The 21,165-nt window shown below is 68.5% G+C and carries 22 protein-coding genes; 6 read left to right on the top strand and 16 right to left on the bottom strand.

All coding sequences use genetic code 11. From position 1 onward, the window contains the following. Positions 1-3 precede the first annotated feature (3 nt). Both MAA44156_RS05810 and MAA44156_RS05805 read left to right on the top strand, forming a co-directional pair. A complete protein-coding gene (locus tag MAA44156_RS05810; protein ID WP_023863977.1) occupies positions 4-783 on the top strand; it encodes a hypothetical protein in 780 nt (259 codons plus the stop codon). Positions 784-852: 69 nt separating this feature from the next. Further along, a complete protein-coding gene (locus MAA44156_RS05805; RefSeq protein ID WP_179143962.1) occupies positions 853-1,473 on the top strand; it encodes a sensor domain-containing protein in 621 nt (206 codons plus the stop codon). 18 nt (positions 1,474-1,491) lie between these two features. Here the strand turns inward: MAA44156_RS05805 and MAA44156_RS05800 are convergent, their stop codons facing one another. From MAA44156_RS05800 to MAA44156_RS05790, 3 genes are read right to left on the bottom strand one after another with little or no spacing between them, the layout of a single operon-like run. Further along, positions 1,492-1,848, bottom strand: coding sequence for a DoxX family protein (locus tag MAA44156_RS05800; RefSeq protein WP_003876108.1), 357 nt, complete (start codon positions 1,846-1,848; stop codon positions 1,492-1,494). Between the two features lie 18 nt (positions 1,849-1,866). Next, positions 1,867-3,000 carry an SPFH domain-containing protein gene (locus MAA44156_RS05795; protein ID WP_011725383.1) on the bottom strand — a complete coding sequence of 378 codons (1,134 nt, stop codon included), beginning with the start codon at positions 2,998-3,000 and terminating at the stop codon, positions 1,867-1,869. Between the two features lie 30 nt (positions 3,001-3,030). Beyond that, the gene (locus MAA44156_RS05790) at positions 3,031-3,468 is read right to left on the bottom strand and encodes an NfeD family protein (RefSeq protein ID WP_009977542.1); all 438 of its coding nucleotides are present in this window, start codon (positions 3,466-3,468) and stop codon (positions 3,031-3,033) included. Between the two features lie 57 nt (positions 3,469-3,525). On the opposite strand from MAA44156_RS05790, the gene MAA44156_RS05785 reads away from it, so the two are divergent. After that, positions 3,526-4,452, top strand: coding sequence for an Rv1486c family protein (locus MAA44156_RS05785; RefSeq protein ID WP_009977543.1), 927 nt, complete (start codon positions 3,526-3,528; stop codon positions 4,450-4,452). Between the two features lie 3 nt (positions 4,453-4,455). Here MAA44156_RS05785 and MAA44156_RS05780 read toward each other — a convergent pair whose 3' ends face one another. The 3 genes from MAA44156_RS05780 to fabG1 are packed head-to-tail and all read right to left on the bottom strand — an operon-like array spanning position 4,456 to position 7,084. Continuing rightward, positions 4,456-5,466, bottom strand: coding sequence for a ferrochelatase (locus MAA44156_RS05780; protein ID WP_009977544.1), 1,011 nt, complete (start codon positions 5,464-5,466; stop codon positions 4,456-4,458). A gap of 6 nt (positions 5,467-5,472) precedes the next feature. Next, a complete protein-coding gene (gene inhA, locus MAA44156_RS05775; RefSeq protein ID WP_009977545.1) occupies positions 5,473-6,282 on the bottom strand; it encodes an NADH-dependent enoyl-ACP reductase InhA in 810 nt (269 codons plus the stop codon). Between the two features lie 34 nt (positions 6,283-6,316). Further along, positions 6,317-7,084, bottom strand: a complete 768-nt coding sequence (gene fabG1 / locus MAA44156_RS05770; RefSeq protein ID WP_009977546.1) for a 3-oxoacyl-ACP reductase FabG1 — start codon at positions 7,082-7,084, stop codon at positions 6,317-6,319. A gap of 140 nt (positions 7,085-7,224) precedes the next feature. On the opposite strand from fabG1, the gene MAA44156_RS05765 reads away from it, so the two are divergent. Continuing rightward, positions 7,225-8,064: a type IV toxin-antitoxin system AbiEi family antitoxin gene (locus MAA44156_RS05765; protein ID WP_009977547.1), complete on the top strand. Its 840-nt coding sequence runs from the start codon at positions 7,225-7,227 to the stop codon at positions 8,062-8,064. A 101-nt stretch (positions 8,065-8,165) separates the two neighbouring features. On the opposite strand, the gene MAA44156_RS05760 is transcribed toward MAA44156_RS05765, so the two are convergent. The 6 genes from MAA44156_RS05760 to MAA44156_RS05735 all read right to left on the bottom strand — a co-directional run bounded on the left by MAA44156_RS05760 (position 8,166) and on the right by MAA44156_RS05735 (position 14,341). After that, entirely contained in the window at positions 8,166-9,173 is a 1,008-nt protein-coding gene (locus tag MAA44156_RS05760) for a VWA domain-containing protein (protein ID WP_009977549.1), read from the bottom strand. A gap of 7 nt (positions 9,174-9,180) precedes the next feature. After that, positions 9,181-10,131 (bottom strand): DUF58 domain-containing protein, encoded by a 951-nt coding sequence (locus MAA44156_RS05755; RefSeq protein ID WP_009977550.1) that lies wholly within the window; start codon positions 10,129-10,131, stop codon positions 9,181-9,183. Further along, positions 10,128-11,270 (bottom strand): chaperone MoxR1, encoded by a 1,143-nt coding sequence (gene moxR1, locus MAA44156_RS05750; RefSeq protein ID WP_003876097.1) that lies wholly within the window; start codon positions 11,268-11,270, stop codon positions 10,128-10,130. The genes MAA44156_RS05755 and moxR1 overlap by 4 nt, the downstream gene beginning before the upstream one ends. Positions 11,271-11,392: 122 nt before the next feature. After that, positions 11,393-12,127: an NlpC/P60 family peptidoglycan endopeptidase RipB gene (ripB, locus tag MAA44156_RS05745; RefSeq protein WP_003876096.1), complete on the bottom strand. Its 735-nt coding sequence runs from the start codon at positions 12,125-12,127 to the stop codon at positions 11,393-11,395. Positions 12,128-12,152: 25 nt separating this feature from the next. Then, positions 12,153-13,565 carry an NlpC/P60 family peptidoglycan endopeptidase RipA gene (ripA, locus tag MAA44156_RS05740; protein WP_023861230.1) on the bottom strand — a complete coding sequence of 471 codons (1,413 nt, stop codon included), beginning with the start codon at positions 13,563-13,565 and terminating at the stop codon, positions 12,153-12,155. 230 nt (positions 13,566-13,795) lie between these two features. Continuing rightward, the gene (locus MAA44156_RS05735; RefSeq protein WP_003876094.1) at positions 13,796-14,341 is read right to left on the bottom strand and encodes an Rv1476 family membrane protein; all 546 of its coding nucleotides are present in this window, start codon (positions 14,339-14,341) and stop codon (positions 13,796-13,798) included. Between the two features lie 230 nt (positions 14,342-14,571). Between MAA44156_RS05735 and MAA44156_RS05730 the strand changes: the two genes are divergently transcribed. Beyond that, positions 14,572-17,385: an aconitate hydratase gene (locus tag MAA44156_RS05730; protein ID WP_029248521.1), complete on the top strand. Its 2,814-nt coding sequence runs from the start codon at positions 14,572-14,574 to the stop codon at positions 17,383-17,385. Between the two features lie 35 nt (positions 17,386-17,420). Beyond that, on the top strand, positions 17,421-17,999 hold the full coding sequence (locus MAA44156_RS05725) for a TetR/AcrR family transcriptional regulator (RefSeq protein ID WP_003876092.1): 579 nt from the start codon (positions 17,421-17,423) through the stop codon (positions 17,997-17,999). Here MAA44156_RS05725 and MAA44156_RS05720 read toward each other — a convergent pair. The 4 genes from MAA44156_RS05720 to trxA form a co-directional block, all read right to left on the bottom strand. Beyond that, positions 17,996-18,205, bottom strand: coding sequence for a helix-turn-helix domain-containing protein (locus MAA44156_RS05720; RefSeq protein WP_003876091.1), 210 nt, complete (start codon positions 18,203-18,205; stop codon positions 17,996-17,998). The two genes, MAA44156_RS05725 and MAA44156_RS05720, sit on opposite strands and share 4 nt — an antisense overlap. Before the next feature lie 102 nt (positions 18,206-18,307). Further along, positions 18,308-19,945 carry an ABC-F family ATP-binding cassette domain-containing protein gene (locus tag MAA44156_RS05715; RefSeq protein ID WP_009977557.1) on the bottom strand — a complete coding sequence of 546 codons (1,638 nt, stop codon included), beginning with the start codon at positions 19,943-19,945 and terminating at the stop codon, positions 18,308-18,310. Positions 19,946-19,968: 23 nt separating this feature from the next. Beyond that, positions 19,969-20,778: an enoyl-CoA hydratase gene (locus MAA44156_RS05710; RefSeq protein WP_009977560.1), complete on the bottom strand. Its 810-nt coding sequence runs from the start codon at positions 20,776-20,778 to the stop codon at positions 19,969-19,971. 22 nt (positions 20,779-20,800) lie between these two features. Next, a complete protein-coding gene (gene trxA, locus MAA44156_RS05705) occupies positions 20,801-21,154 on the bottom strand; it encodes a thioredoxin (protein ID WP_003877663.1) in 354 nt (117 codons plus the stop codon). Between the last annotated feature and the right edge of the window lie 11 nt (positions 21,155-21,165).

Here is a 21,165-nt window from a genome sequence, read left to right as displayed (position 1 = left end):
CCCATGCGTGCCGTCCCCATACCGCGCCTGTCCGAGCTCTTAGCCTGGCCGACGGATCATCTTACGGAGGCAGCCGACCATTGGATGTCCACCCGTGACCGGTGGTATGAGGCGTTCACGGAGACATGGAAAGACTCCCTGAGCATCGGGTGGCAAGGCAACGGCGCGGAGGCGCTGCGCAGCCGCACTTATGCCGACAAAGTGAAGGTCAGCGACATGGTCGACCAATTGCACGAAGCGGCCAGAGTGGCTCGTGCTGGCGCCACGGACCTCTCCGCCGCGCGGTCGCGCATGAGAAATGCGGTTGTCGATGCACACGAAGCGGGCTTCTATGTGCATGAAGATCTTTCAGTCACCGACCTCTCGACAGGTAATTCCTCGGCCGACCGCGCGATCCGAGAAGCGGAGGCCGAAGCTTATGCCGCCGATATCCATCAGCGTGCCGCTGATCTCATCAGAGCGGACGTACGCACCGCTGACAGGATCAGCAACGCAATGGCTGGCTTAAACGGACAGGTACCCGAAAGTCCCTCGACACCGACACCACAACCGTCTGAGTGCGCAGATCCGACGGAACTGCTTCACGATTGGAGCGAGTTGATCAACGAGATAAACGAGCACAACGAACGGCAATACAACCCATACGACCCAGCCGAAGTTGCGGCCTACGAAGAAGAGTATCTAAACCTGAACGCGAAGTTACTGAAGCTCTCGAGCGAGCTGTTGGACTGTGGAATTCCAACGTCCGTTACCCCGGCGCCCGCACCGACTCCCTCTCGGTGAACGCAATTGATAACTACTCGTCAGGCCGATCGCTTTGGGACGAAGTGTGGTGTCGCTGTTTTTCTGGCGTTGGCCATTCTGGTCGTGGCCTCCTTATTGCCCGGTTGCGGTCGCACGGATACCCCCACCACAAAGGAAACGACAACCACTTCCGGAAAGAGCGTCGAAACGTTACTCGTCAACCTCGATGACGTGCGCCGCATAGCCGACACCGAAAGCCTGAATTCCGGCCCCGGCTCACAAGTCCAGCAACCGCGCCACTCGGATTCGAACACCCCCACCCCGTGCCGCGCCGTATTCGACCAAGAGGCGATTTTCGACGGCGACTGGACACAGTTTCGTTCCGCGACTTACAACGGTGACGTCTACAGCGGCACGGGCCAAGTCAAAGTGCGCGGTATCGCCAATGTGGTGCAAGCCGTGGGTATTTACCGGGATGCGGACACAGCGCGCGCCCATTTTGATCAGCTTCTTCCATCGCTGACGGCCTGCACTGCCCTGCACGCCAAGAACTATGATTTCACAGTACGCCAGCTGGACACCGACACCCTGAGCCTGAGCTCCAGCGTGTGGAAACTGTTCTACCGGGTGAAATCATCGGTGCTGATATACGTTGGAGCGCTTGGCGTTCCGCAAACCGAACAAAGCGCCCAACAGATACTTCAGACGATTACGAACCGGGTTACGTAACGCACGCGACGGCGCGCTCTAACTCCGCTCGGGCCCGCGCACCGTCATCGCGGCGAACAACGCCACAAACAGCGCGGCCGGAAGACCGTTGACGACCTTGTCGCGCACCCGCACGTGCGCGCCGACCGCGAGCACGAAGTACAGCGTCAGCATCGCCGTCGTCAGCCGGGCCAGCCCGGGAAAGCGGGTGACCGACAGCAAACCGACCGCCGCGGCCGCCTTCACGACCGGCAGCACCGGCCGGATGTTGTCCGGAACACCCAGGTTGTCAAGGGTTTTGCGGATCGGGGCGACCTGGACGCCGCACGCGACCGCGTCGACGGCGTGGAACACGCCCAGCGCCGCGTAGGTCTTCGGTGAAGTCAACGCACTCATGCGGCAATCCTAGGGAGGCTATTGGGTCAGCTCCCCCGTCGGGCCGTCCGCCGGCTGGCGGGCGATCGCCTCGGCCTTGGCCACCGCCTGCGCGATCGCCGGATCGGTCTCGGTGGAGAACCAGTCCGCGACGTCGGCGTCGTCTTCGGCGCTGTGCTTGGGCACGTCCTCGACCGGCGACGGCTGGAACCGGAACACCCCGTCCTGGCCCGGCGTGCCCAGCAGCTTGGTGAATCCCTGCAGCGCCGCGCTGAAGTCGCTGGGCACCACCCACACCTTGTTGGCGTCGCCGCGCGCCATCTCCGGCAGCGTCTGCAGGTACTGGTAGGCCAGCATCTCCGGGGTGGGCCGGCCGGCCTTGATCGCGGCGAACGTCTTCTCGATGGCCTTGGCCTGGCCCTGCGCCTGCAGGTAGGCCGCGGCCCGCTCACCCTGGGCGCGCAGCATCCGGGACTGCCGGTCGGCCTCGGCCGCCAGGATCGCGGCCTGCTTGGCGCCCTCGGCGGCCAGGATCTGCGCCTGCTTCTGGCCCTCGGCCTCCTTGATCGCCGACTCGCGCATGCCCTCGGCGGTCAGGATCATCGCCCGCTTCTCGCGGTCGGCCTTCATCTGCTTTTCCATCGACGCCTGGATCGACGGCGGCGGGTCGATGCTGCGCAGCTCCACCCGCGCCACCCGCAGGCCCCAGCGGCCGGTGGCCTCGTCCAGCACGCCGCGCAGCTGCCCGTTGATCTGGTCGCGGGAGGTCAGCGTCTGCTCCAGCGTCATGCCGCCGACCACGTTGCGCAGCGTGGTGGTGGTGAGCTGTTCGACGCCGACGATGTAGTTGCTGATCTCGTAGACGGCCGCCTGGGGAACGGTGACCTGGAAGTAGACGACGGTGTCGATGTTCAGCGTCAGGTTGTCCTCGGTGATCACCGGCTGGGGCGGGAACGACACCACCCGCTCCCGCAGATCCACCCGGGCCCGGATCCGGTCGATGAACGGCACCAGCAGCGTCAGCTGCCCGCTGACCGTGCGGCTGTACCGACCCAGGCGCTCGATCACCGCGGCCTCCGCCTGAGGTATCAGCGCGACCGACTTGGCCACCACCACGATGGCGAAGATCACCAGAACGGCCAGCAGCACCAAACCAGCAACCGCACCTTGCATTGGAATTCCTTTCTCTTGCAGCCCTTTTCGCTAAAGACTGCTCTTGAAGACCACTGCGGTGGCGCCGTCGATCTGCATGACGGTGACCGGCTCACCGGGTTCGTAGACGTCGTTCTCGTCGAGCGGACGCGCCGTCCACACCTGGCCGTCCAGCTTCACCTGGCCGCGGTCGCGGGCGACCCGCTCGAGCACCAGCGCGGTCTTGCCCTCCAGCGCCTCGATGCCCAGCTGCGGCACCGCGGCCGGGGTCAGCCGGCGCCGCAGCGGCGGGCGCACCACCACCAGCAGCAGCACCGAGACGACCAGGAACACCGTCCCGTTCAGCCACGCCGGGAAATCGGTCAGCCAACTGGTCAGCGCCGCGGCCAGCGCGCCCCCGCCGAGCATCACCAGGAACAGATGGCCGGTGAGGGCCTCCGCACCGGCCAGCACCAGCGCGAATATTAGCCAAAGCACCGCGGCGTGCATGCGGCAAGAATACGCGTGATCGGCCTTCCCGGGGCAAAACAACTACACTGCCTTCTCGTGTGGTGTCCCAGTGTTTCGCTGTCCCTGTGGGCCAATGCCTGGCTCGCCGGCAAGGCCGCGCCCGACGACGTCCTCGACGCGTTATCCGTTTGGGCGCCAAAGCAATCGGTGACCGCGTATGATGCCGTCGCCGCGGGCCACACCGGGCTGCCGTGGCCCGACGTGCACGACGCCGGGACGGTCACGCTGCTGCAGACGCTGCGCGCCGCGATCGGCGTGCCGGTGGGCTCCGGACTGATGCGCGGGACGATCAACGTGGTTTTGCCGGTACCGGGCGATGTGCGCGGGCTGGCCCCCGGCACCCAGTTCGAGCAGGACGCGCTGGCCGCCGGCGAGGCGGTGATCGTCAGCAATCCGCACCAGCCCGGCGCCGCCGTCGGGCTGGTCCCCGAATTCTGTTACGCCGACGACGACGATGGGTCCCAGGACTACGCGCTGACCGAATTGTGCGCGCTGAGCTGGACGGTGTATTCGCTGCCCGGGGCGCCGGTGCTGGACCATCACGAGCTCGGCGACGCCGAGTACACGTTGCGCTCCGCGGTGCGCTCGGCCGCCGAGACGCTGGGCGCCATCGGCCTCGGCTCGGCCGCGTCCGACGTCGACGACCCGCGGGGGCTGGTCGAGCAGTTGCTGGAATCGGCACGGCAGCACCGCATTCCGGATCACGCGCCGTCGCGCGCGTTGCGGGTGCTGGAGAACGCCGCGCACGTCGACGCCATCATCGCGGTGAGCGCCGGGCTGAGTCGGTCGGATTCGCCGGACCGATTCGCCGCGCCGATCGCCGCCGGTCTGGAACCGCTTGGCACACAATCGTCGTCGGAGGCGCGCATCGCCGGCGACGCGCTGCGGCCGCTGACCGCGGTGGTGCGTTCGGCGCGGATGGCCGCGGTCACCGCGATCCTGCATTCCGCCTGGGGCGATTAGGTTCTAGCCGGTAGCTTGGGCCGCGCAGTGCGGCGGCCGGCACGGTGCACCGTTGACGCTTGCGAGACAACCGGGCACCGGGTCGGGGCCGGTCACCCGGGCGGGCGTTCGGCCGCAACGCAATTCGTCGATCAGGTCGGCCGCCAACCGCGCGAAACGCGGCTGGGCGTTGGGCGTCGACGCGCGCGCCATCAGCATCCCCGCCGACTCGGCCTGCGCGCGCAGCTCCTCGTCGAGGTCCCACACCACCTCGATGTGGTCGGCCACGAACCCGATCGGGCAGACGATGACGGCCGGGGTGCCGGATTCGGCCAGGGCGCGCAGATGGTCGGCGACGTCGGGTTCGAGCCAGCGGACCTGGGGTGGCCCGGAGCGCGACTGCCACACCAGGTCGTGCTCGGCGTACCCGGCGGCGGCCGCCACAAGCCTTGCGGCATAAGCGACTTGGCGGCTGTACAGTCGCGGCCCCACGCGCTCGTCCGCGGCCACCGGGACCGAATGCGCGGTGAACACCAGACGCGCCCCCGCGGGTACCTTCGCCGCCGCGTCGGCGATCGCGCCGGCGAACATCTCCACGAACAGCGGATGGTCGAAATACGGCCGCAGCTTGACCAGTTCGGGCGCGCCCGGCCCGGCCGCGGCCCGCGCCCGGGCGATGTCCTCGACGTACTGCGTGCAGCTGGAGTAGCCGCTCCATGCGGAGGTGGTGAACACCGCGGCACGCCGAATCCCGTTGTCGCGCATGACCTTCACCGTGTCTTCGACGTAGGGCTCCCAGTTGCGGTTGCCGAAGTAGACGGGCAGGGCCTGGGCGGCCCGCAGCTGCTCGATCAGCGCGCGGTTGATGCCGTTGATCGGCGACACCCCGCCGAAATGCAGGTAGTGCTCGGCGACGTGGTCGAGACGTTCCGGCGGCACGCCGCGGCCCCGGGTGACGTTCTCCAAGAACGGCCGAACCTGCTCGGGCCCTTCCGGCCCGCCGAAGGACAGCAGCAGGACGGCGTCGAAATCCATTGCCGTCTACAGCAATTGGGTGCTGGCGCCGCCGTCGGCGTAGATGATGGTGCCGGTGGTGGCCGGCAGCCAGTCGGACAGCAGCGCGCACACCGTCTTGGCCACCGGGGTGGGGTCCTTCATGTTCCAGCCGATCGGGGCCCGCTGATCCCAGCCCTCCTCCAGCAGCCGGATCTGCTCGGCCGCCTGGTCGCCGAGCACGCCGCCGACGATCCCGGCCATCGCCAGCGTGCGGATCGGGCCCGCCGCAACGAGATTCGAGCGCACGCCGTGCGGCCCGGCCTCGCGCGCCACGAACCGGTTGACCGACTCCAGCGCGCTCTTCGCGACCGTCATCCAGTTGTAGGCCGGCATCGCCCGGCTGGGGTCGAAGTCCATGCCCACGATCGACCCGCCGGGGTTCATGATCGGCAGCAGCGCCTTGGCCAGCGAGGCGTACGAATACGCCGAGATGTGAATGCCTTTGGAGACATCCTCGTACGGCGCGTCGAAGAACGGGTTGATGCCCATGCCGGTCTGCGGCATGAAGCCGATCGAGTGCACCACCCCGTCGAGCTTGTTGCCCTCGCCGATCTCGGCGGTCACCCGCTGGGCCAGGGTGTTCAGGTGCTCCTCGTTCTGCACGTCGAGCTCGATCAACGGGGCCTTCTCCGGCAGCCGGTCGACGATGCGCTGGATCAGCCGCAGCCGGTCGAAGCCGGTCAGCACCAACTGCGCCCCGGCCTCCTGGGCCACCTTGGCGATGTGAAACGCGATCGACGAGTCGGTGATGATCCCGGTGACCAGGATCCGTTTGCCGTCGAGCAGTCCTGCCATGTCCGTCCTTAATGTCCTTGTGTGCTGGTTGGAATCAGTGGCCCATGCCCATACCGCCGTCGACGGGGATCACCGCGCCGGCGATGTAACTGGCGTCCTCGGAGGCCAGGAAGCTGACGGCCCCGGCGACCTCCGCGGCGGTGCCGACCCGCTTGGCCGGGATGAACTCCAGCGCGCCCGCCTGGATCCGCTCGTCCAGGGCGCGGGTCATCTCCGTGTCGATGTAGCCGGGCGCGACGACGTTGGCGGTCACACCCGCCTTGGACAGTTCGCGGGAGATCGAGCGGGCCATCCCGATCAGGCCGGCCTTGGCGGCCGCGTAGTTGGACTGGTTGCCGATGCCCCACATGCCGGACACCGAGCCGATGTAGATGATGCGGCCGAACCGCTTTTTCTGCATGCTGCGCGCCGCGCGCTGGGTCACCCGGAACGCCCCGGTCAGGTTGGCGTTGATGACCTCGGTGAACCGCTCCTCGGTCATCCGGATCAGGAATGCGTCCTTGGAGATACCGGCGTTGGACACCAGCACCTCGACCGGCCCCTGGTGCTCCTCCACCTCTGTGAAGGCGCGGTCGACGGCGTCGTTGTCGGTGACGTCGCACTCGACACCGAACAGCCCGTCGGGCGCCCCGGATCCGCGGTGCGTGACGGCCACCTTGTGGCCGTCGGCGGCCAGCCGCTGGGCGATCGCCAGACCGATGCCCCGGTTTCCTCCGGTCACCAGGACGGAGCGGGAGACGAATGCCGGTCTGCCGAAGCCGGCGGCACTTTCGGTGGTGTTCTCGGTGGCCGTGTCAGTCACCCCGTCAACCTATCGCCTCGGCTGATCGGCCCGGAAACCGGCTGGCCCCGCTCGTAACGCCAGGGCGGAAATCCGGGCGAGTTTGCGCCGTGGCGTTACGAGCGCGCCACGGTGTCGGTGTGGCGCAGCACACTTTCGCCATGACGGACCCCTTCCTGGGCAGCGAAGCCCTGGCCGCGCGGTTGCTGTCTCGCCACGAGTTGCGCAGCCGGTACGTCGCGCTGCACCGGGACGTGTATGTCGCTCGCGACGCCGAGTTGACGGCGGTGGTGCGGGCGAAGGCGGCATGGCTGCGGTCGCGCCGGCGCGGCGTGCTGGCGGGTTTCTCGGCCGCCGCGCTGCACGGTTCGAAGTGGATCGACGCGGCGCGGCCGGCCGAGATCATCGACACCAATCGCCGTCACGCCCGCGGGGTGCGGGTTTGGGAGGAGCGCATCGAGTCCGACGAGATCACCGTCGTCGACGGCACGGCGGTCACCACGCCGGTGCGCACCGCGCTTGACCTGGCGCGCCGCCATCCCAGGGGCGTGGCGGTCGCCGCCATCGACGCCCTGGTGCAGGCGACGGAGCTGAAGATGGCGGACGTCGAGCTGCTCGTGGACCGCTACCGCGGTCGGCATGACATCAAGGCGGCCAGAGCGGCATTGGCACTGGTCGACGGCGGCGCCCAGTCGCCCAAAGAGAGCTGGCTGCGGGTGTTGCTGATCGACGCCGGGTTCCCGCGGCCGCAGACGCAGATCCCGGTGCGCAACGAATGGGGTTGGGCCGAGGCGTATTTGGACATGGGATGGGAAGAGATCAAGGTCGCCGCAGAGTATGACGGCGACCAGCATCGGGCGAGCCGCTATCAGTACGTCAAAGACATCCGCCGGCTCGAGATGCTCGAGCGGTACGGGTGGATCGTCGTACGGGTCATCGCCGAGGACCGTCCCGACGAGATCATCCGCCGGGTGCGCGACGCCCGGCGACGCCGCTCGTAACGCCACGGCGGAAATCCGGCCGAGATTCCGCCGTGGCGTTACGAGCGCGGCGAAGAGGGCGCAGCGCGGCGAAGAGGGCGCGGCCGGCGGGCGCGCCCCACCTAGGTGGGCAGGCGGCGGTTGATGAGCAGCGCGGTCAGCGCGGCCAGCGCCAGCACCAACGCACCCAGCCGCACCCAGCCCACGCTCGCGTCGCCCTTGATGGTCTCGTAGCCGATCTGCTGCTGCAGCGTCGCGTACACCGACTTCAGCTCCTGCAATGACGCTGCGTTGTAAGCGTTTCCGCCGGAGAGCTGGGCCACCTTCTTCAACGTCTCGTCATCGACCGGCACCGGCTGGCGCTGGTCGTTGATCTCCACGAACCCGTACGGGGTGCCGAACGAGATGGTCGAGATCGGCACGCCCTGATCCTTGGCGGTGCGCGCGGCGGTGAAGGCGCCCTTCGGGTTGTCCGGATTGGTCGGCATCGTCTCCTTGCCGTCGGAGAACAACACGATGCGCGCCGGCGGCGGCTTGTCGCCGCCGCCGATCACCGCGCCCACCGTCGCGATCGCCTGCAGGGCGGTGAAGATGCCCTCGCCGGTGGCGGTGCGGTCGGCGAACTGCAGCTTGTCCAACGCGTTCTTGGTGGCCTCCCGGTTGGTCGTCGGCGACACCAGCACCGTCGCGGTCCCGGCATAGGCGATCAGCCCCAGGTTGATACCGGGGGTCAGCTCGTCGGCGAACTGCTTGGCCGCCTCCTGGGCGGCCGCCATCCGGTTGGGCGCGACGTCGGTGGCCCGCATCGACTGCGACACGTCGATCACCAGCATTACGACCGCGCGGTTACGCGGAATCCGGACGTCGTTCGTCGGGCCCGCCATCGCGATGGTGAACAGCACCAGCGAGGCCACCAGCAGGATCGCCGGCAGATGCCGCCACGTGGACGTCCGCTTGGGCGCGACGCTTTCCAGCAGCTCCATGTTGGCGAACCGCAGCATCCGCCGCTGCCGGGCCAACTGCATCAGGATGTACAGCGCCGCCAGCCCGGCGACCACCAGCAGGAACAGGAAGAACCACGAATGTTCGAAGCCCGACAACGACATTGGGCCGAGGAACGGCAGGCTCATATTCGAGTCACTGCCGCCCCGCCAATGCCCCGCGCCGGCGGGATTCCACGAACCGCACGATGTCGGCGATCCAGTCGCGGTCGGTGCGCAGCGTCAGGATCGGCGCCCCGCAGCTGCGGATGGTGCGCGCGACGTCGGCCCGGTGCGCCGCGGCGGCCTTGGCGAAGTCGTCGCGCAGCTGGGCGTCGATGGTGAACTCGCGGGTCACGCCCGTCTCGGCGTCCTGCAGCACCACGTCGCCGATGTCGGGCAGTTCGACGTCCCGCGGGTCGAGCACCTCGATGGCCAGCACCTCGTGCCGGGCCGCGATCGCCCGCAGCGGCCGCTGCCAGTTGATCGGACCGAGGAAGTCGCTGATGATCACCGCCATGCCGCGCCGGCGTTCCGGACGGCGCAGCGCGTCGATGGCCGTCGCCAGATCGCCGCGCACCCCGACCGGCGCCCGCGGCGTGGTCGCGATGGTGCGCAGCAGCGTCTGCTCGTGCTGGCGCCCGGACCGCGCCGGCACCCGAGTCATGGTGGCGCCGTTGGCAATCAGCGCGCCGAGCCGGTTGCCGCCGCCGCTGTTGAGGAAGGTGATCGCGGCCGCGGCCGCCACCGCCAGGTCGCGTTTCTCGCACACCGTGGTGCCGAAGTCCAGGCTGGCCGACATGTCGACCACCAGCCAGGTCTCCAGCTCGCGGTCGGCGATCATCTGCCGCACGTGCGGATGCGTGGTGCGCGCGGTGACGGCCCAGTCCATCCGCCGCACGTCATCGCCGGGCTGGTACTCGCGCGACTCCCCCGGCTCGGATCCCGGCCCCGGGATCAGGCCCAGGTGGTCGCCGTGCAGCACCCCGTCGAGCTTGCGTTTGACGGTGAGCTCGAGCGTGCGCAGCGCCGCCGACAGCTTCGGGTCATCGATCTGCCCGCGCTGCATCGAGGGCGGATGCAGCACCGGCCTCTTGGGGTCGGTCACCGACCGCTGGCCGCACCGGCAGGCTGCATCACCGGGGGCACCGAATGCCCTTGCTGCGGAACGGCATTCACTTGAGGCAGGGCGACCGTCTGCAGCACCCGGTTGATGACGATCTCCGGCGAGATCTCGTCGGCCAGCGCGTCGTAGGTGAGCACCAGCCGGTGCCGCAGCACGTCCGGAATGACGTCCACGACGTCCTGCGGAATCACGTAGTCGCGGCCACGCACCAGCGCCAGCGACCGCGCCCCGGCGATGATGCCCAGCGAGGCGCGCGGCGAGGCGCCGAACGAGATCCACGTCTTGACGTCGTTCATGCCCAGCTGTTCGGGGTGCCGGGTGGCGGTGACCACGCGCACCACGTAGTCGACCAGCGCGTGGTGGACGAAGACGTTGGCCGCGATGTCCTGCAGCCGGACCAGGTCGCCGGTGTTGAGGATCTGCTTGGGCTCCGGCGGGCGCACGCCCATCCGGTAGATGATCTCGCGCTCCTCCTCCGGCGACGGGTAGCCGACATTGATCTTGAACAGGAAGCGGTCGCGCTGGGCCTCGGGCAACGGGTAGACGCCCTCGTGCTCGATCGGGTTCTGCGTCGCCATCACCAGGAACGGGTTGGGCAGCGGGAAGGTCTTACCGCCGATCGACACGTGGCGTTCCTGCATGACCTCCAGCAGCGCCGACTGCACCTTGGCGGGCGCGCGGTTGATCTCGTCGGCGAGCAGGAAGTTGACCACCACGGGGCCCAGCTCGGTGTCGAACTCCTCCTTGCCCTGCCGGTAGATGCGGGTACCGATGATGTCGGTGGGCACCAGGTCGGGGGTGAACTGGATGCGCGCGAACGTCCCGCCCACCACCTTCGCGAAGGTCTCGACGGCCAGCGTCTTGGCGACGCCGGGCACACCCTCGAGCAGCACGTGCCCCTTGGACAGCAGGCCGACCAGCATCCGCTCGACCAGCTGGTCCTGGCCCACGATGATGCGTTTGACCTCGAAGATGGCCCGTTCCAGGGTCTGCACCTCGGCGGCCAGGCCATTGCCGGCACCGGCGCCGCCGGTCGGCGCTTCGTGCGCGCCCGGCCCGGACTGCCCGCCCGGGCCCGAGTAACCGCCGGCGCCTGGCGGCGGCCCACCTGCTGCTGTCATCGATAACCCTCCAGAGCTCAATCGGACACGACTGCCGGGCAGCGACGTGCCCTCGTCCAACTATTCCAGGCCCGCCGAATTCCGTCGACGCTCGCCCAGCCGATGGCCGGGCCGGCCCGCGATCAGTACTCGATGATCCTAGTCAGGAACGGCGTCATGCCGGGCTTGCGCACCGGGCTGACGGTGACCTTGCCGGCGCTGCCGGACGCCTCGAGCATCTGCCCGTTGCCCAGGTACATGGTGACGTGCTGGGACCCGCCCGGGCCGTAGAAGATGAGGTCGCCGCGGCGGGCCTGATCCTGCGGGATGTGACGCCCGGCGTTGTACTGGTCGCCGGAGAACCGCGGGATCAGCACGCCGACCCCGGCGAAGCCGTAGCGCATCAACCCCGAGCAGTCGAACCCGGTGATGTTGGCGCCGTCGCCGACACCCTTGCTGGGACCGTCCAGCGAGCCGCCGCCCCACGAGTACGGCACCCCCATCTGCGACCCCATCCGCTTGATCACGTACTCGATGGCCTGCCGGCCGTAGACCCGCGGGATCTTGCCGCCCGGGTTGGACGGCGTGGCCGCGGCCGCGGGCGCGTCGTTGCCGCCCAGGTTGATGCCGAGCCCGCCGAGGAATTGCTTGCCCAGGTTCAGCGTGGTCTGGGTGGCCTGCGCGGTGGCCTGCAGCGAGGCGTTGGCGACGGCGAGCGGATCGCCCGGGGCGCCGGCACTGATCTGGGCCGGCAGGGTGGGATCCCACTCGCCGGGGTCGGCCAGCGCGGCGGGCGTCGGTGCCACGGAAAACATCAGCCCGGTCACCATCGCGGTGATCCAGGCGAAGACGATGAGGCGAAACCGGTTGCGGCGCATGGCTCCTCGTTCACTGCTCACTTGCTCACCACTCGATGTAACGAACCACGTAGGGCGTCATGCCGCTGGTGCGGACGGGGGCGACGCGGACCTTCAACCCGATGTCGGGCGCCTCGAGCATCTGGCCGTCGCCGAGGTAGATGGTCACGTGCTGGGAGCCGCCCGGGCCGTAGAAGATGACGTCGCCGCGGCGCATCTGCGAGGACGGGATCTTGCGGCCCAGGTTGTACTGCGAGCCCGAGTAGTGAGGCAGCTTGATGCCCACCCCGGCGAACGAATACAGCACCAGCCCCGAACAGTCGAAGCCGACGATGTTGGCGCCGGAGTCGATGCCCTTGCTGGGGCCGGCCGCGTTGCCGCCGCCCCAGGAGTAGGGCACCCCGATCTGCGACATGCCGCGACGGATCACGTACTCCGTCGCCTGCCGCCCGTACACCCGCGGGATGCGCGCCCCGACCCCACCGGGCGCCGCGTTGGTGATGCCGGTGTCGTCGGGCTTGAGGATGCCGAGCTGCTGCAGGAAGTTACGGCCGAGACCGGCGGTGACCTGGGTCGAGGTGGCCGAGATGCCCAGCACCTGGTTGATCACCGCGATCGGGTCGCCGGGAACGTTGGCGCTCGGAATCATCGGCAGGGTGGGGTCCCAGGCGCCGTCCCATTGCCGGCCCGCGGACGGCGCCGGCGCGCCCGCCGATCCCGTCTCCCAGCGGTCGCCCGAGCCCGGGGTGGACAGCTGACGTTTGGCCGCCTCCAGCTTGGCCTGGGCCTGGTCCCGCTCGGTGGCCAGCCGGATCATCTGCTCGCGCTGCTCGTCGAACTTCTGCCGGGAGTTGGTCAGTGCGGCCACCGCGGCGTCCTGGCTGGCCTTGGCGTCGGCGGCGGCCTTGTCGGCGTTCTGCTTGGCCAGCCGCGCCGCCGACTCCCTGTTGACCTGCTCGGTGCGGGCCTGCTGCAGCTTGGCCATCACCGTCTGCGAGCTGGCGGTCAGGGTCTTGGCGGCGGCCTCGGTGGCGATGATGTCGTCGGGGTTGCGTGCGGTCAGGTAGCTGTTCGACGGGCCGTTCATGTAGGCCGCCGCGGCAAACGTGTCGAAGCGGCGCTGCGCGCCGGCGATGGCGGCGTTGGCGTCCTTGACCGCTTGCTGGCTGGCTTCCAGGTCGTGCTGGGCGGCGGCCGCGTTGTCCCGGGCGGTCTCCACGTCGACCAGCGCCTTGTTGACGCTTTCCTGCTCGGTCTGGATTTCGGCGCTGAGGTTCTGCAGGCGCTGGTTGGCCTTGGCGACGTTGGCGATCAGGGCGGCCAGGTTGTCGGCGGCGGGATCAGCCTGCGCCAGGCCCGGAGTGCAGATCAGCAGGGCCACGCTCAACACCGACGGCACGACGGGCCGAACCAGCCTCGCGGCCGGCCGCGCGGAAGACCCCCAGCGTGTGCGTCTCATTCGACTCAGGTCTCCTACGGCTCAACGCAACGGGTGGCGCCGACCACGGAATAATTCGTTAGGCACCAAAGACAACACCAGCATCATTTGCACCGTACGTCACACAATTGGGCGCGCAAACGCTCCACCGAAATCGCACTCTCTACGTGCGTTTAATGTGACCGAACGGTTATCTGCCGGGTTTGCCGCGGCGCGGCGGGCCGGTTGCGGCCCGAAGCCGGACGGGCGTGCTACGCGGTGTTTGTCGGCGTCACGGTGTCGGCGCCAGCCGCGTCGGGCGGCGTTGCTGCGCGCCTGCTGCGGACCTGCAGCACGCGGGTGCCGACGGCCGCCGCGAAGACCGCGATCAACAGGAAGATGGTCAGCCCGGTCCAGGGGAACTCGGGCGTGTCGAGCTCGTGCAGAAAGTGCTGCGCCGAGACCACCGGGTTGCCGGTCTTGGCGATGTCCTCGCCCGCCTCGAGGGTGACGCGCGGGAACTGGGTGCTGTAGCTGCCGACGTAATTGGGGCTGAGGGTCAGCACCGTGGCGTCGTGGTAGTCCGCGCCGACCACCGTCGAGATGTCGCGCAGCGGGGTGTCGTTCGGCGGATTGTGGTCCAGCAGCACGATTTTGAGGTTGATGCCCTCGGCGCGGGCCTGGTTGACCACCTCGAGCAGGCCGGGCATGGCGGCCGGCGGCGCGCTGACCCCGGTGGCCGCGACCGCAGCCTTGACCATCGTCATGTCGACGTCCACCGGAATGTAGAGCGGTGGCGCAGAATCGTGCGCGGTCATCGTCGTCCCTCCTGCTGCGGCGGTCACGCTGGCGTGACGCTCGGCCCCGGCGGTCACTCTAGTGTGACGCTCGGCGGGCATTCGGGGCCGAACGGGGGTTTAAACCGGCGGGAACGGCGATAAGACTGAGATCAGGACCGCCGACGTAATGCAGGACAAGCGTACTGTTAAAGTTGGCACCGTCGCCGACACGGCCCGTCGGCGGAAGAACTAAATCCTTGGGAGTTGAAGTGACTGATTCTGTGAACTCGTTCGGAGCCCGCAACACCCTCAAGGTCGGCGACAAGAGTTACCAGATCTATCGCCTCGACGCCGTCCCCAATACCGAGAAGCTTCCCTACAGCCTCAAGGTGCTGGCCGAGAACCTGCTGCGCAACGAGGACGGCAGCAACATCACCAAAGACCACATCGAGGCCATCGCGAACTGGGATCCCAAGGCGGAGCCCAGCATTGAGATCCAGTACACGCCCGCCCGGGTGGTGATGCAAGACTTCACCGGGGTGCCGTGCATCGTCGACCTGGCCACCATGCGGGAGGCGATCGCCGACCTGGGCGGCAACCCGGAGAAGGTCAACCCGCTCGCGCCGGCCGACCTGGTGATCGACCACTCGGTGATCGCCGACCTATTCGGCACGGCCGACGCGTTCGAGCGCAACGTCGAGATCGAATACCAGCGCAACGGCGAGCGCTACCAGTTCCTGCGCTGGGGGCAGGGCGCCTTCTCCGACTTCAAGGTGGTGCCGCCGGGCACCGGGATCGTACACCAGGTGAACATCGAGTACCTGGCCCGGGTGGTGATGGAGCGCGACGGGGTGGCCTATCCGGACACCTGCGTGGGCACCGACTCGCACACCACGATGGTCAACGGCCTGGGCGTGCTGGGCTGGGGCGTCGGCGGCATCGAGGCCGAGGCCGCGATGCTCGGCCAGCCGGTGTCGATGCTGATCCCGCGGGTGGTCGGCTTCAAGCTGACCGGTGAGATCCAGCCCGGCGTGACGGCCACCGACGTGGTGCTGACGGTCACCGAGATGCTGCGCAAGCACGGCGTGGTCGGCAAGTTCGTCGAGTTCTACGGCGAGGGGGTGGCCGAGGTGCCGCTGGCCAACCGCGCCACCCTGGGCAACATGAGCCCCGAATTCGGTTCCACCGCAGCGATTTTCCCGATCGACCAGGAAACCATCGACTACCTGAAGTTCACCGGCCGCAAAGCCGAGCAGGTGGCGCTGGTCGAGACCTACGCCAAAGAGCAGGGCCTGTGGCACGACCCCGCCCACGAGCCGGCCTTCTCGGAATACCTGGAGCTCGACCTGTCCCAGGTGGTGCCCTCGATCGCCGGACCCAAGCGCCCCCAGGACCGAATTGCGTTGTCGCAGGCCAAGTCCGTCTTCCGCGAGCAGATCCCCAGCTACGTCGGCGACGGCGACGGGCAGCAGGGCTACTCGAAGCTGGACGAGGTGGTCGACGAGACGTTCCCGGCCAGCGACCCGGGGGCGCCGTCCAACGGCCACGCCGACGACCTGCCCGCGGTGCAGTCGGCCGCCGCGCACGCCAACGGCCGCCCGAGCAACCCGGTGACGGTCCGCTCCGACGAGCTGGGCGAGTTCGTGCTCGACCACGGCGCGGTGGTGATCGCCGCGGTCACGTCGTGCACCAACACCTCCAACCCCGAGGTGATGCTGGGCGCGGCGCTATTGGCGCGCAACGCCGTTGAGAAGGGGCTGGCCTCCAAGCCGTGGGTGAAGACCACGATGGCGCCGGGCTCGCAGGTGGTCCACGACTACTACGACAAGGCCGGCCTGTGGCCGTATTTGGAGAAGCTCGGCTTCTATCTGGTCGGCTACGGCTGCACCACCTGCATCGGCAACTCCGGTCCGCTGCCCGAGGAGATCTCGAAGGCCATCAACGACAACGACCTGTCGGTGACCGCGGTGCTCTCGGGTAACCGCAACTTCGAGGGCCGCATCAACCCGGACGTGAAGATGAACTACCTGGCGTCGCCGCCGCTGGTGGTGGCCTACGCGCTGGCCGGCACCATGGATTTCGACTTCGAAAAGCAGCCGCTGGGCAAGGACAAGGACGGCAACGACGTCTACCTGAAGGACATCTGGCCGTCGCAGAAGGACGTCTCGGACACCATCGCCTCGGCGATCAATTCCGAGATGTTCACCAAGAACTACGCCGACGTCTTCAAGGGCGACGAGCGCTGGCGCAACCTGCCCACCCCGAGCGGCAATACCTTTGAGTGGAGCCCGGATTCGACGTACGTGCGCAAGCCGCCGTACTTCGAGGGCATGCCGGCCGAGCCCGAGCCGGTCGCCGACATCTCCGGCGCGCGGGTGCTGGCGCTGCTGGGCGACTCGGTGACCACCGACCACATCTCCCCCGCCGGCAGCATCAAGCCGGGCACCCCGGCGGCGCAGTACCTCGACGAGCACGGCGTAGACCGCAAGGATTACAACTCCTTCGGCTCGCGGCGCGGCAACCACGAGGTGATGATCCGTGGCACGTTCGCCAACATCCGGCTGCGCAACCTGCTGCTCGACGACGTGGCCGGCGGCTACACCCGCGACTTCACCCAGGACGGCGGTCCGCAGGCGTTCATCTACGACGCGGCGCAAAACTATGCGGCACAGAACATTCCGCTGGTGGTGCTGGGCGGCAAGGAATACGGGTCCGGCTCGTCGCGAGACTGGGCGGCCAAGGGCACCCGGCTGCTGGGCGTACGCGCGGTGATCGCCGAGTCGTTCGAACGGATCCACCGCTCCAACCTGATCGGGATGGGTGTGATCCCGCTGCAGTTCCCGGACGGCAAATCGGCCAAGGACCTGGGGCTGGACGGCACCGAGGTGTTCGACATCACCGGCATCGAAGAGCTCAACAAGGGCAAGACACCGAAGACGGTGCACGTCAAGGCGAGCAAAAACGGTTCGGACGCAGTCGAATTCGATGCGGTGGTGCGCATCGACACCCCCGGTGAGGCGGACTACTACCGCAACGGCGGCATCCTGCAGTACGTGCTGCGCAACATGCTCAAGTCCGGCTGACCCGGCCGACGACTCCCTGCCGGATGCCCAGCTAGATGCCAAAAGTCAGCGAGGACCATCTGGCGGCCCGGCGCCGCCAGATCCTCGACGGCGCCCGCCGCTGCTTCGCCGAATTCGGCTACGACAAGGCCACGGTGCGCCGGCTGGAGCAGGCCATCGGGATGTCGCGCGGCGCGATCTTCCACCACTTCCGGGACAAGGACGCGCTGTTTTTCGCCCTCGCCCACGAGGACGCCGAGCGGATGGCCGAGGTGGCGTCGCGGGCCGGGCTGATCCAGGTGATGCGCGACATGCTGGCCGCGCCCGACCAGTTCGACTGGCTGGCCACCAGATTGGAGATCGCCCGCAAGCTGCGCAACGATCCGGCGTTCAGCCGCGGCTGGGCGGAACGCTCCGCCGAACTGGCGGCCGCGACCACCGACCGGCTGCGTCGGCAGACCGAGGCGCACCGGGTGCGCGACGACGTGCCCGGCGATGTGCTGCAGTGCTACCTGGAGTTGGTGCTCGACGGGCTGGTGGCCCGGTTGGCGTCCGGCGAGGATCCGCAGCGGCTGTCCGCGGTGCTGGACCTGGTGGAAAACTCGGTGCGGCGCAACGACTCCCGGCCGGGCTAGGCGCGCGCCGCCTTGGCCGTGCGGTTGGGCCCGCCGCGGCTGCGCATCGTGGTCCCCGACTCGCGCAGCATGCTGTGAATCGACCCGTAGGACCGGCCGGTCCGCGCGACCAGACTGCGGATGCTGGCGCCGCTTTCGTAGGCGTGACGTAGCTCGTCCAACAACTGGTCGCGCGAGTTGGCCGACCGCTGCACTGTTCTTCTCATGGCTCCTCCGACGCCCGGACACATCGCAAGCCCCTAGAGTAGAAAGCCGTCGCCGGGTGCGGGCGGATTTCGCCGAATCGCCTGCGGCGGCGTGCCGTCAGATCAGGCGAGCTCGATGAGATCGCGGTATTCGTCGGACCAGTAGTCCTCGGTGCCGTCGGGCAACAGCACCACCCGCTGCGGGTCGAGGGCCTCGGCGGCGCCCGGGTCGTGCGTCACCAGCACCACAGCGCCGGTGTAGCTGCGCAGCGCGTCGAGCACCTGCTCGCGCGAGGCGGGATCGAGGTTGTTGGTCGGCTCGTCGAGCAGCAACACGTTGGCGGTCGACGCGACCAGACCGGCCAGCGCCAGCCGGGTCTTCTCGCCGCCGGACAGCGTGCCGGCCGGTTGGTCGAGTTGGGGCCCGCTGAACATGAACGCCCCCAGCAGGCCGCGCAGGTCCTGCTCGCCGGAATCCGGTACGGCGTGGCGGATGTTCTGCCAGACGGTCGCATCGTTGTCCAGCGTGTCGTGTTCCTGCGCGAAATAGCCGATCCGCAAACCGTGTCCGGGCTCGATCCGTCCGGTGTCGGGCGTCTCGGCGCCGGCCAGCAGGCGCAGCAGGGTGGTCTTGCCGGCGCCGTTGAGGCCCAGCACCACCACCCGGGAGCCGCGGTCGATGGCCAGGTCCACCCCGCTGAACACCTCCAGCGACCCGTAGGACTTGCTCAGCCCGGTGGCGGTCAGCGGGGTGCGCCCGCAGGCCGCCGGCGTGGGGAACTTGATGCGGGCCACCTTGTCGGCGACGCGCTCCTCGTCGAGCGCGGCCATCATCCGGTCGGCGCGACGCAACATGTTCTGTGCCGCAACGGCTTTGGTGGCCTTGGCGCCCAGCTTGGCGGCCTGGGTGCGCAGCGCGGCGGCCTTGCGTTCGGCGTTGGCGCGTTCCCGGCGGCGGCGCTGTTCGTCGGTGGCCCGCGCGTCGAGGTACTTCTGCCAGCTCATGTTGTAGACGTCGACCTCGCCGCGCACCGCGTCCAAAAACCAGACCCGGTTGACGACGTCGGCGAGCAGCTCGACGTTGTGGCTGATGATCACCAGCCCGCCGGTGTGGGCCCGCAGGAAGTCGCGCAGCCAGCCGATCGAATCGGCGTCCAGGTGGTTGGTCGGCTCGTCGAGCAGCAGCGTGGTCGCCGAACCAGAACCGGTGGCCCCACCCTCAGCGGCGGCGAACAGGATGCGGGCCAGCTCCACCCGGCGGCGCTGCCCGCCGGACAGGGTGCGCAGCTGCTGCGTCAGCACCCGTTCCGGCAGGCCGAGGCTGGCGCAGATGCGGCTGGCCTCGCTCTCGGCGCCGTAGCCGCCCAGGGCCACGAAACGCTCCTCGAGCTGGCCGTACCGGCGGATCGCGCGGTCGCGGGCGTCGTCGTCGGCGACCTCGGCCATCAACGCCTGCTGCTTTTCCAGGTCGGTGAGCAACACGTCCAGCCCGCGCGCCGACAGCACCCGGTCGCGGGCCAGCACGTCCAGGTCGCCCTCTTTGGGATCCCGTGGCAGATAACCGATTTCGCCGCTGCGGGCGATCGTCCCGGCGTACGGCTCGGTCTCCCCCGCCAGGATGCGCAGGGTGGTGGTCTTGCCGGCGCCGTTGCGGCCGACCAACCCGATCCGGTCGCCGGGCTGCACGCGTAGGTCGGGCCCGTCGGGTGAGAGCAGGATGCGCGCGCCCGCGCGGACCTCGAGGTCCGTGGCCGTGATCACGATCGCTCTCCTGAACTGAAAAACTATTTGTCGTCGGTGAACACCGGCGGCCGTCGTTCCGCGCGCGCGGCAACCGCTTCCTCGAAGTTGGCGGTGAGCAGGCGGACGAAAAGCTGTCCCAAGCCCTCGGCTTGCATGTGCCCTTCCAGGCTACCGGCGTCCAGTCCACTCCACAGCGTGCGCTTGGTCAACTCGATTCCCGGCCGGGAGAACGCCGCGATCCGCGCGGCGATGGCGTAGCAGGTGTCCAGCAGTTGCTCCTCGGGCACCTGGCAGGACACCAGGCCGATCCGCTCGGCCTCTTCGGCGGTGACGTCGCGGCCGGTCAGCATGATCTCGAAGGCCCGCGACGACCCGATCGCCCGCGGCAGCAGGTAGGACAGGCCCAGCTCGCTGGCGGTGAGCCCGTTGTTGATGCCCGCGGCGCGGAAGTAGGCGCTGGTGGAGGCCACCCGGATGTCGGCGGCCAGCGCCAGGCACAGGCCGCCGCCGATGGCCGGGCCGTTGACCGCGGCGATCACCGGTTGATGCAGCCGGCGCAGCGCCAGGATGACCTCGTCGAGGATCTCCATGGACCGCAGCGCATAAGTGGGCCGGGTCAGCCCCTCGACGTGGGGCACCGTGCCCGCGGACTTGTGGTCGGCGCCCGAGGAGAAGCCGCGGCCGGCCCCGGTCAGCACGACCACCCGCACCGCGTTGTCGTAGGTGACCTTCTGCAGGGCCTCCTTGAGCGGGACCATGACGTCGAACGCCATGGAGTTCATCCGCTCGGGGCGATTGAGGGTGATCAGCGCGACGCCGGGCCGCGGGTGGTCTACCAGTACCAAACTCACCCGTGCACGGTAGCGCGTCGGGTTATTCGCCTTGCTCGGCGATGGCCGCGTCCACGTCGAATGCGCGGACCTGCTGCACCAGGTCTTCCAGAGCGGCGGGCGGCAGCGCGCCGGGCTGGTTGAACAGCAGTTTGCCCTTCTTGAAGGCCATCAGCGTGGGAATGGACCGGATCTGGGCGGCCGCGGCCAGCTGCTGTTCGGCCTCGGTGTCGACCTTGGCGTGCACGATGTCGGGGTGTTTCTCTGACGACGCCTGGAAAGTGGGCCCGAACTGGCGGCAGGGGCCGCACCAGGACGCCCAGAAGTCGACGAGCACGATGTCGTTGCCCTCGATGGTTTCGTTGAATTTCTCGGCGGTGAGATCGACTGTTGTCACATTTGCTCCCA

The sequence above is a fragment of the Mycobacterium avium subsp. avium genome, from assembly GCF_009741445.1.
Classification (GTDB): Bacteria; Actinomycetota; Actinomycetes; order Mycobacteriales; family Mycobacteriaceae; genus Mycobacterium; species Mycobacterium avium.
This window is presented reverse-complemented; position numbering and strand designations above follow the sequence as displayed.

Excerpts from the sequence above, each read along its gene's own strand:
- MAA44156_RS05810 (WP_023863977.1), top strand. The coding sequence starts at position 4 with ATGCGTGCCGTCCCCATACCGCGCCTGTCCGAGCTCTTAGCCTGGCCG.
- MAA44156_RS05800 (WP_003876108.1), bottom strand. The coding sequence starts at position 1,848 with ATGAGTGCGTTGACTTCACCGAAGACCTACGCGGCGCTGGGCGTGTTC.
- MAA44156_RS05795 (WP_011725383.1), bottom strand. The coding sequence starts at position 3,000 with ATGCAAGGTGCGGTTGCTGGTTTGGTGCTGCTGGCCGTTCTGGTGATC.
- MAA44156_RS05790 (WP_009977542.1), bottom strand. The coding sequence starts at position 3,468 with ATGCACGCCGCGGTGCTTTGGCTAATATTCGCGCTGGTGCTGGCCGGT.
- MAA44156_RS05780 (WP_009977544.1), bottom strand. The coding sequence starts at position 5,466 with ATGGATTTCGACGCCGTCCTGCTGCTGTCCTTCGGCGGGCCGGAAGGG.
- inhA (WP_009977545.1), bottom strand. The coding sequence starts at position 6,282 with ATGGCAGGACTGCTCGACGGCAAACGGATCCTGGTCACCGGGATCATC.
- MAA44156_RS05765 (WP_009977547.1), top strand. The coding sequence starts at position 7,225 with ATGACGGACCCCTTCCTGGGCAGCGAAGCCCTGGCCGCGCGGTTGCTG.
- MAA44156_RS05760 (WP_009977549.1), bottom strand. The coding sequence starts at position 9,173 with ATGAGCCTGCCGTTCCTCGGCCCAATGTCGTTGTCGGGCTTCGAACAT.
- moxR1 (WP_003876097.1), bottom strand. The coding sequence starts at position 11,270 with ATGACAGCAGCAGGTGGGCCGCCGCCAGGCGCCGGCGGTTACTCGGGC.
- ripB (WP_003876096.1), bottom strand. The coding sequence starts at position 12,127 with ATGCGCCGCAACCGGTTTCGCCTCATCGTCTTCGCCTGGATCACCGCG.
- ripA (WP_023861230.1), bottom strand. The coding sequence starts at position 13,565 with ATGAGACGCACACGCTGGGGGTCTTCCGCGCGGCCGGCCGCGAGGCTG.
- MAA44156_RS05735 (WP_003876094.1), bottom strand. The coding sequence starts at position 14,341 with ATGACCGCGCACGATTCTGCGCCACCGCTCTACATTCCGGTGGACGTC.
- MAA44156_RS05725 (WP_003876092.1), top strand. The coding sequence starts at position 17,421 with ATGCCAAAAGTCAGCGAGGACCATCTGGCGGCCCGGCGCCGCCAGATC.
- MAA44156_RS05720 (WP_003876091.1), bottom strand. The coding sequence starts at position 18,205 with ATGAGAAGAACAGTGCAGCGGTCGGCCAACTCGCGCGACCAGTTGTTG.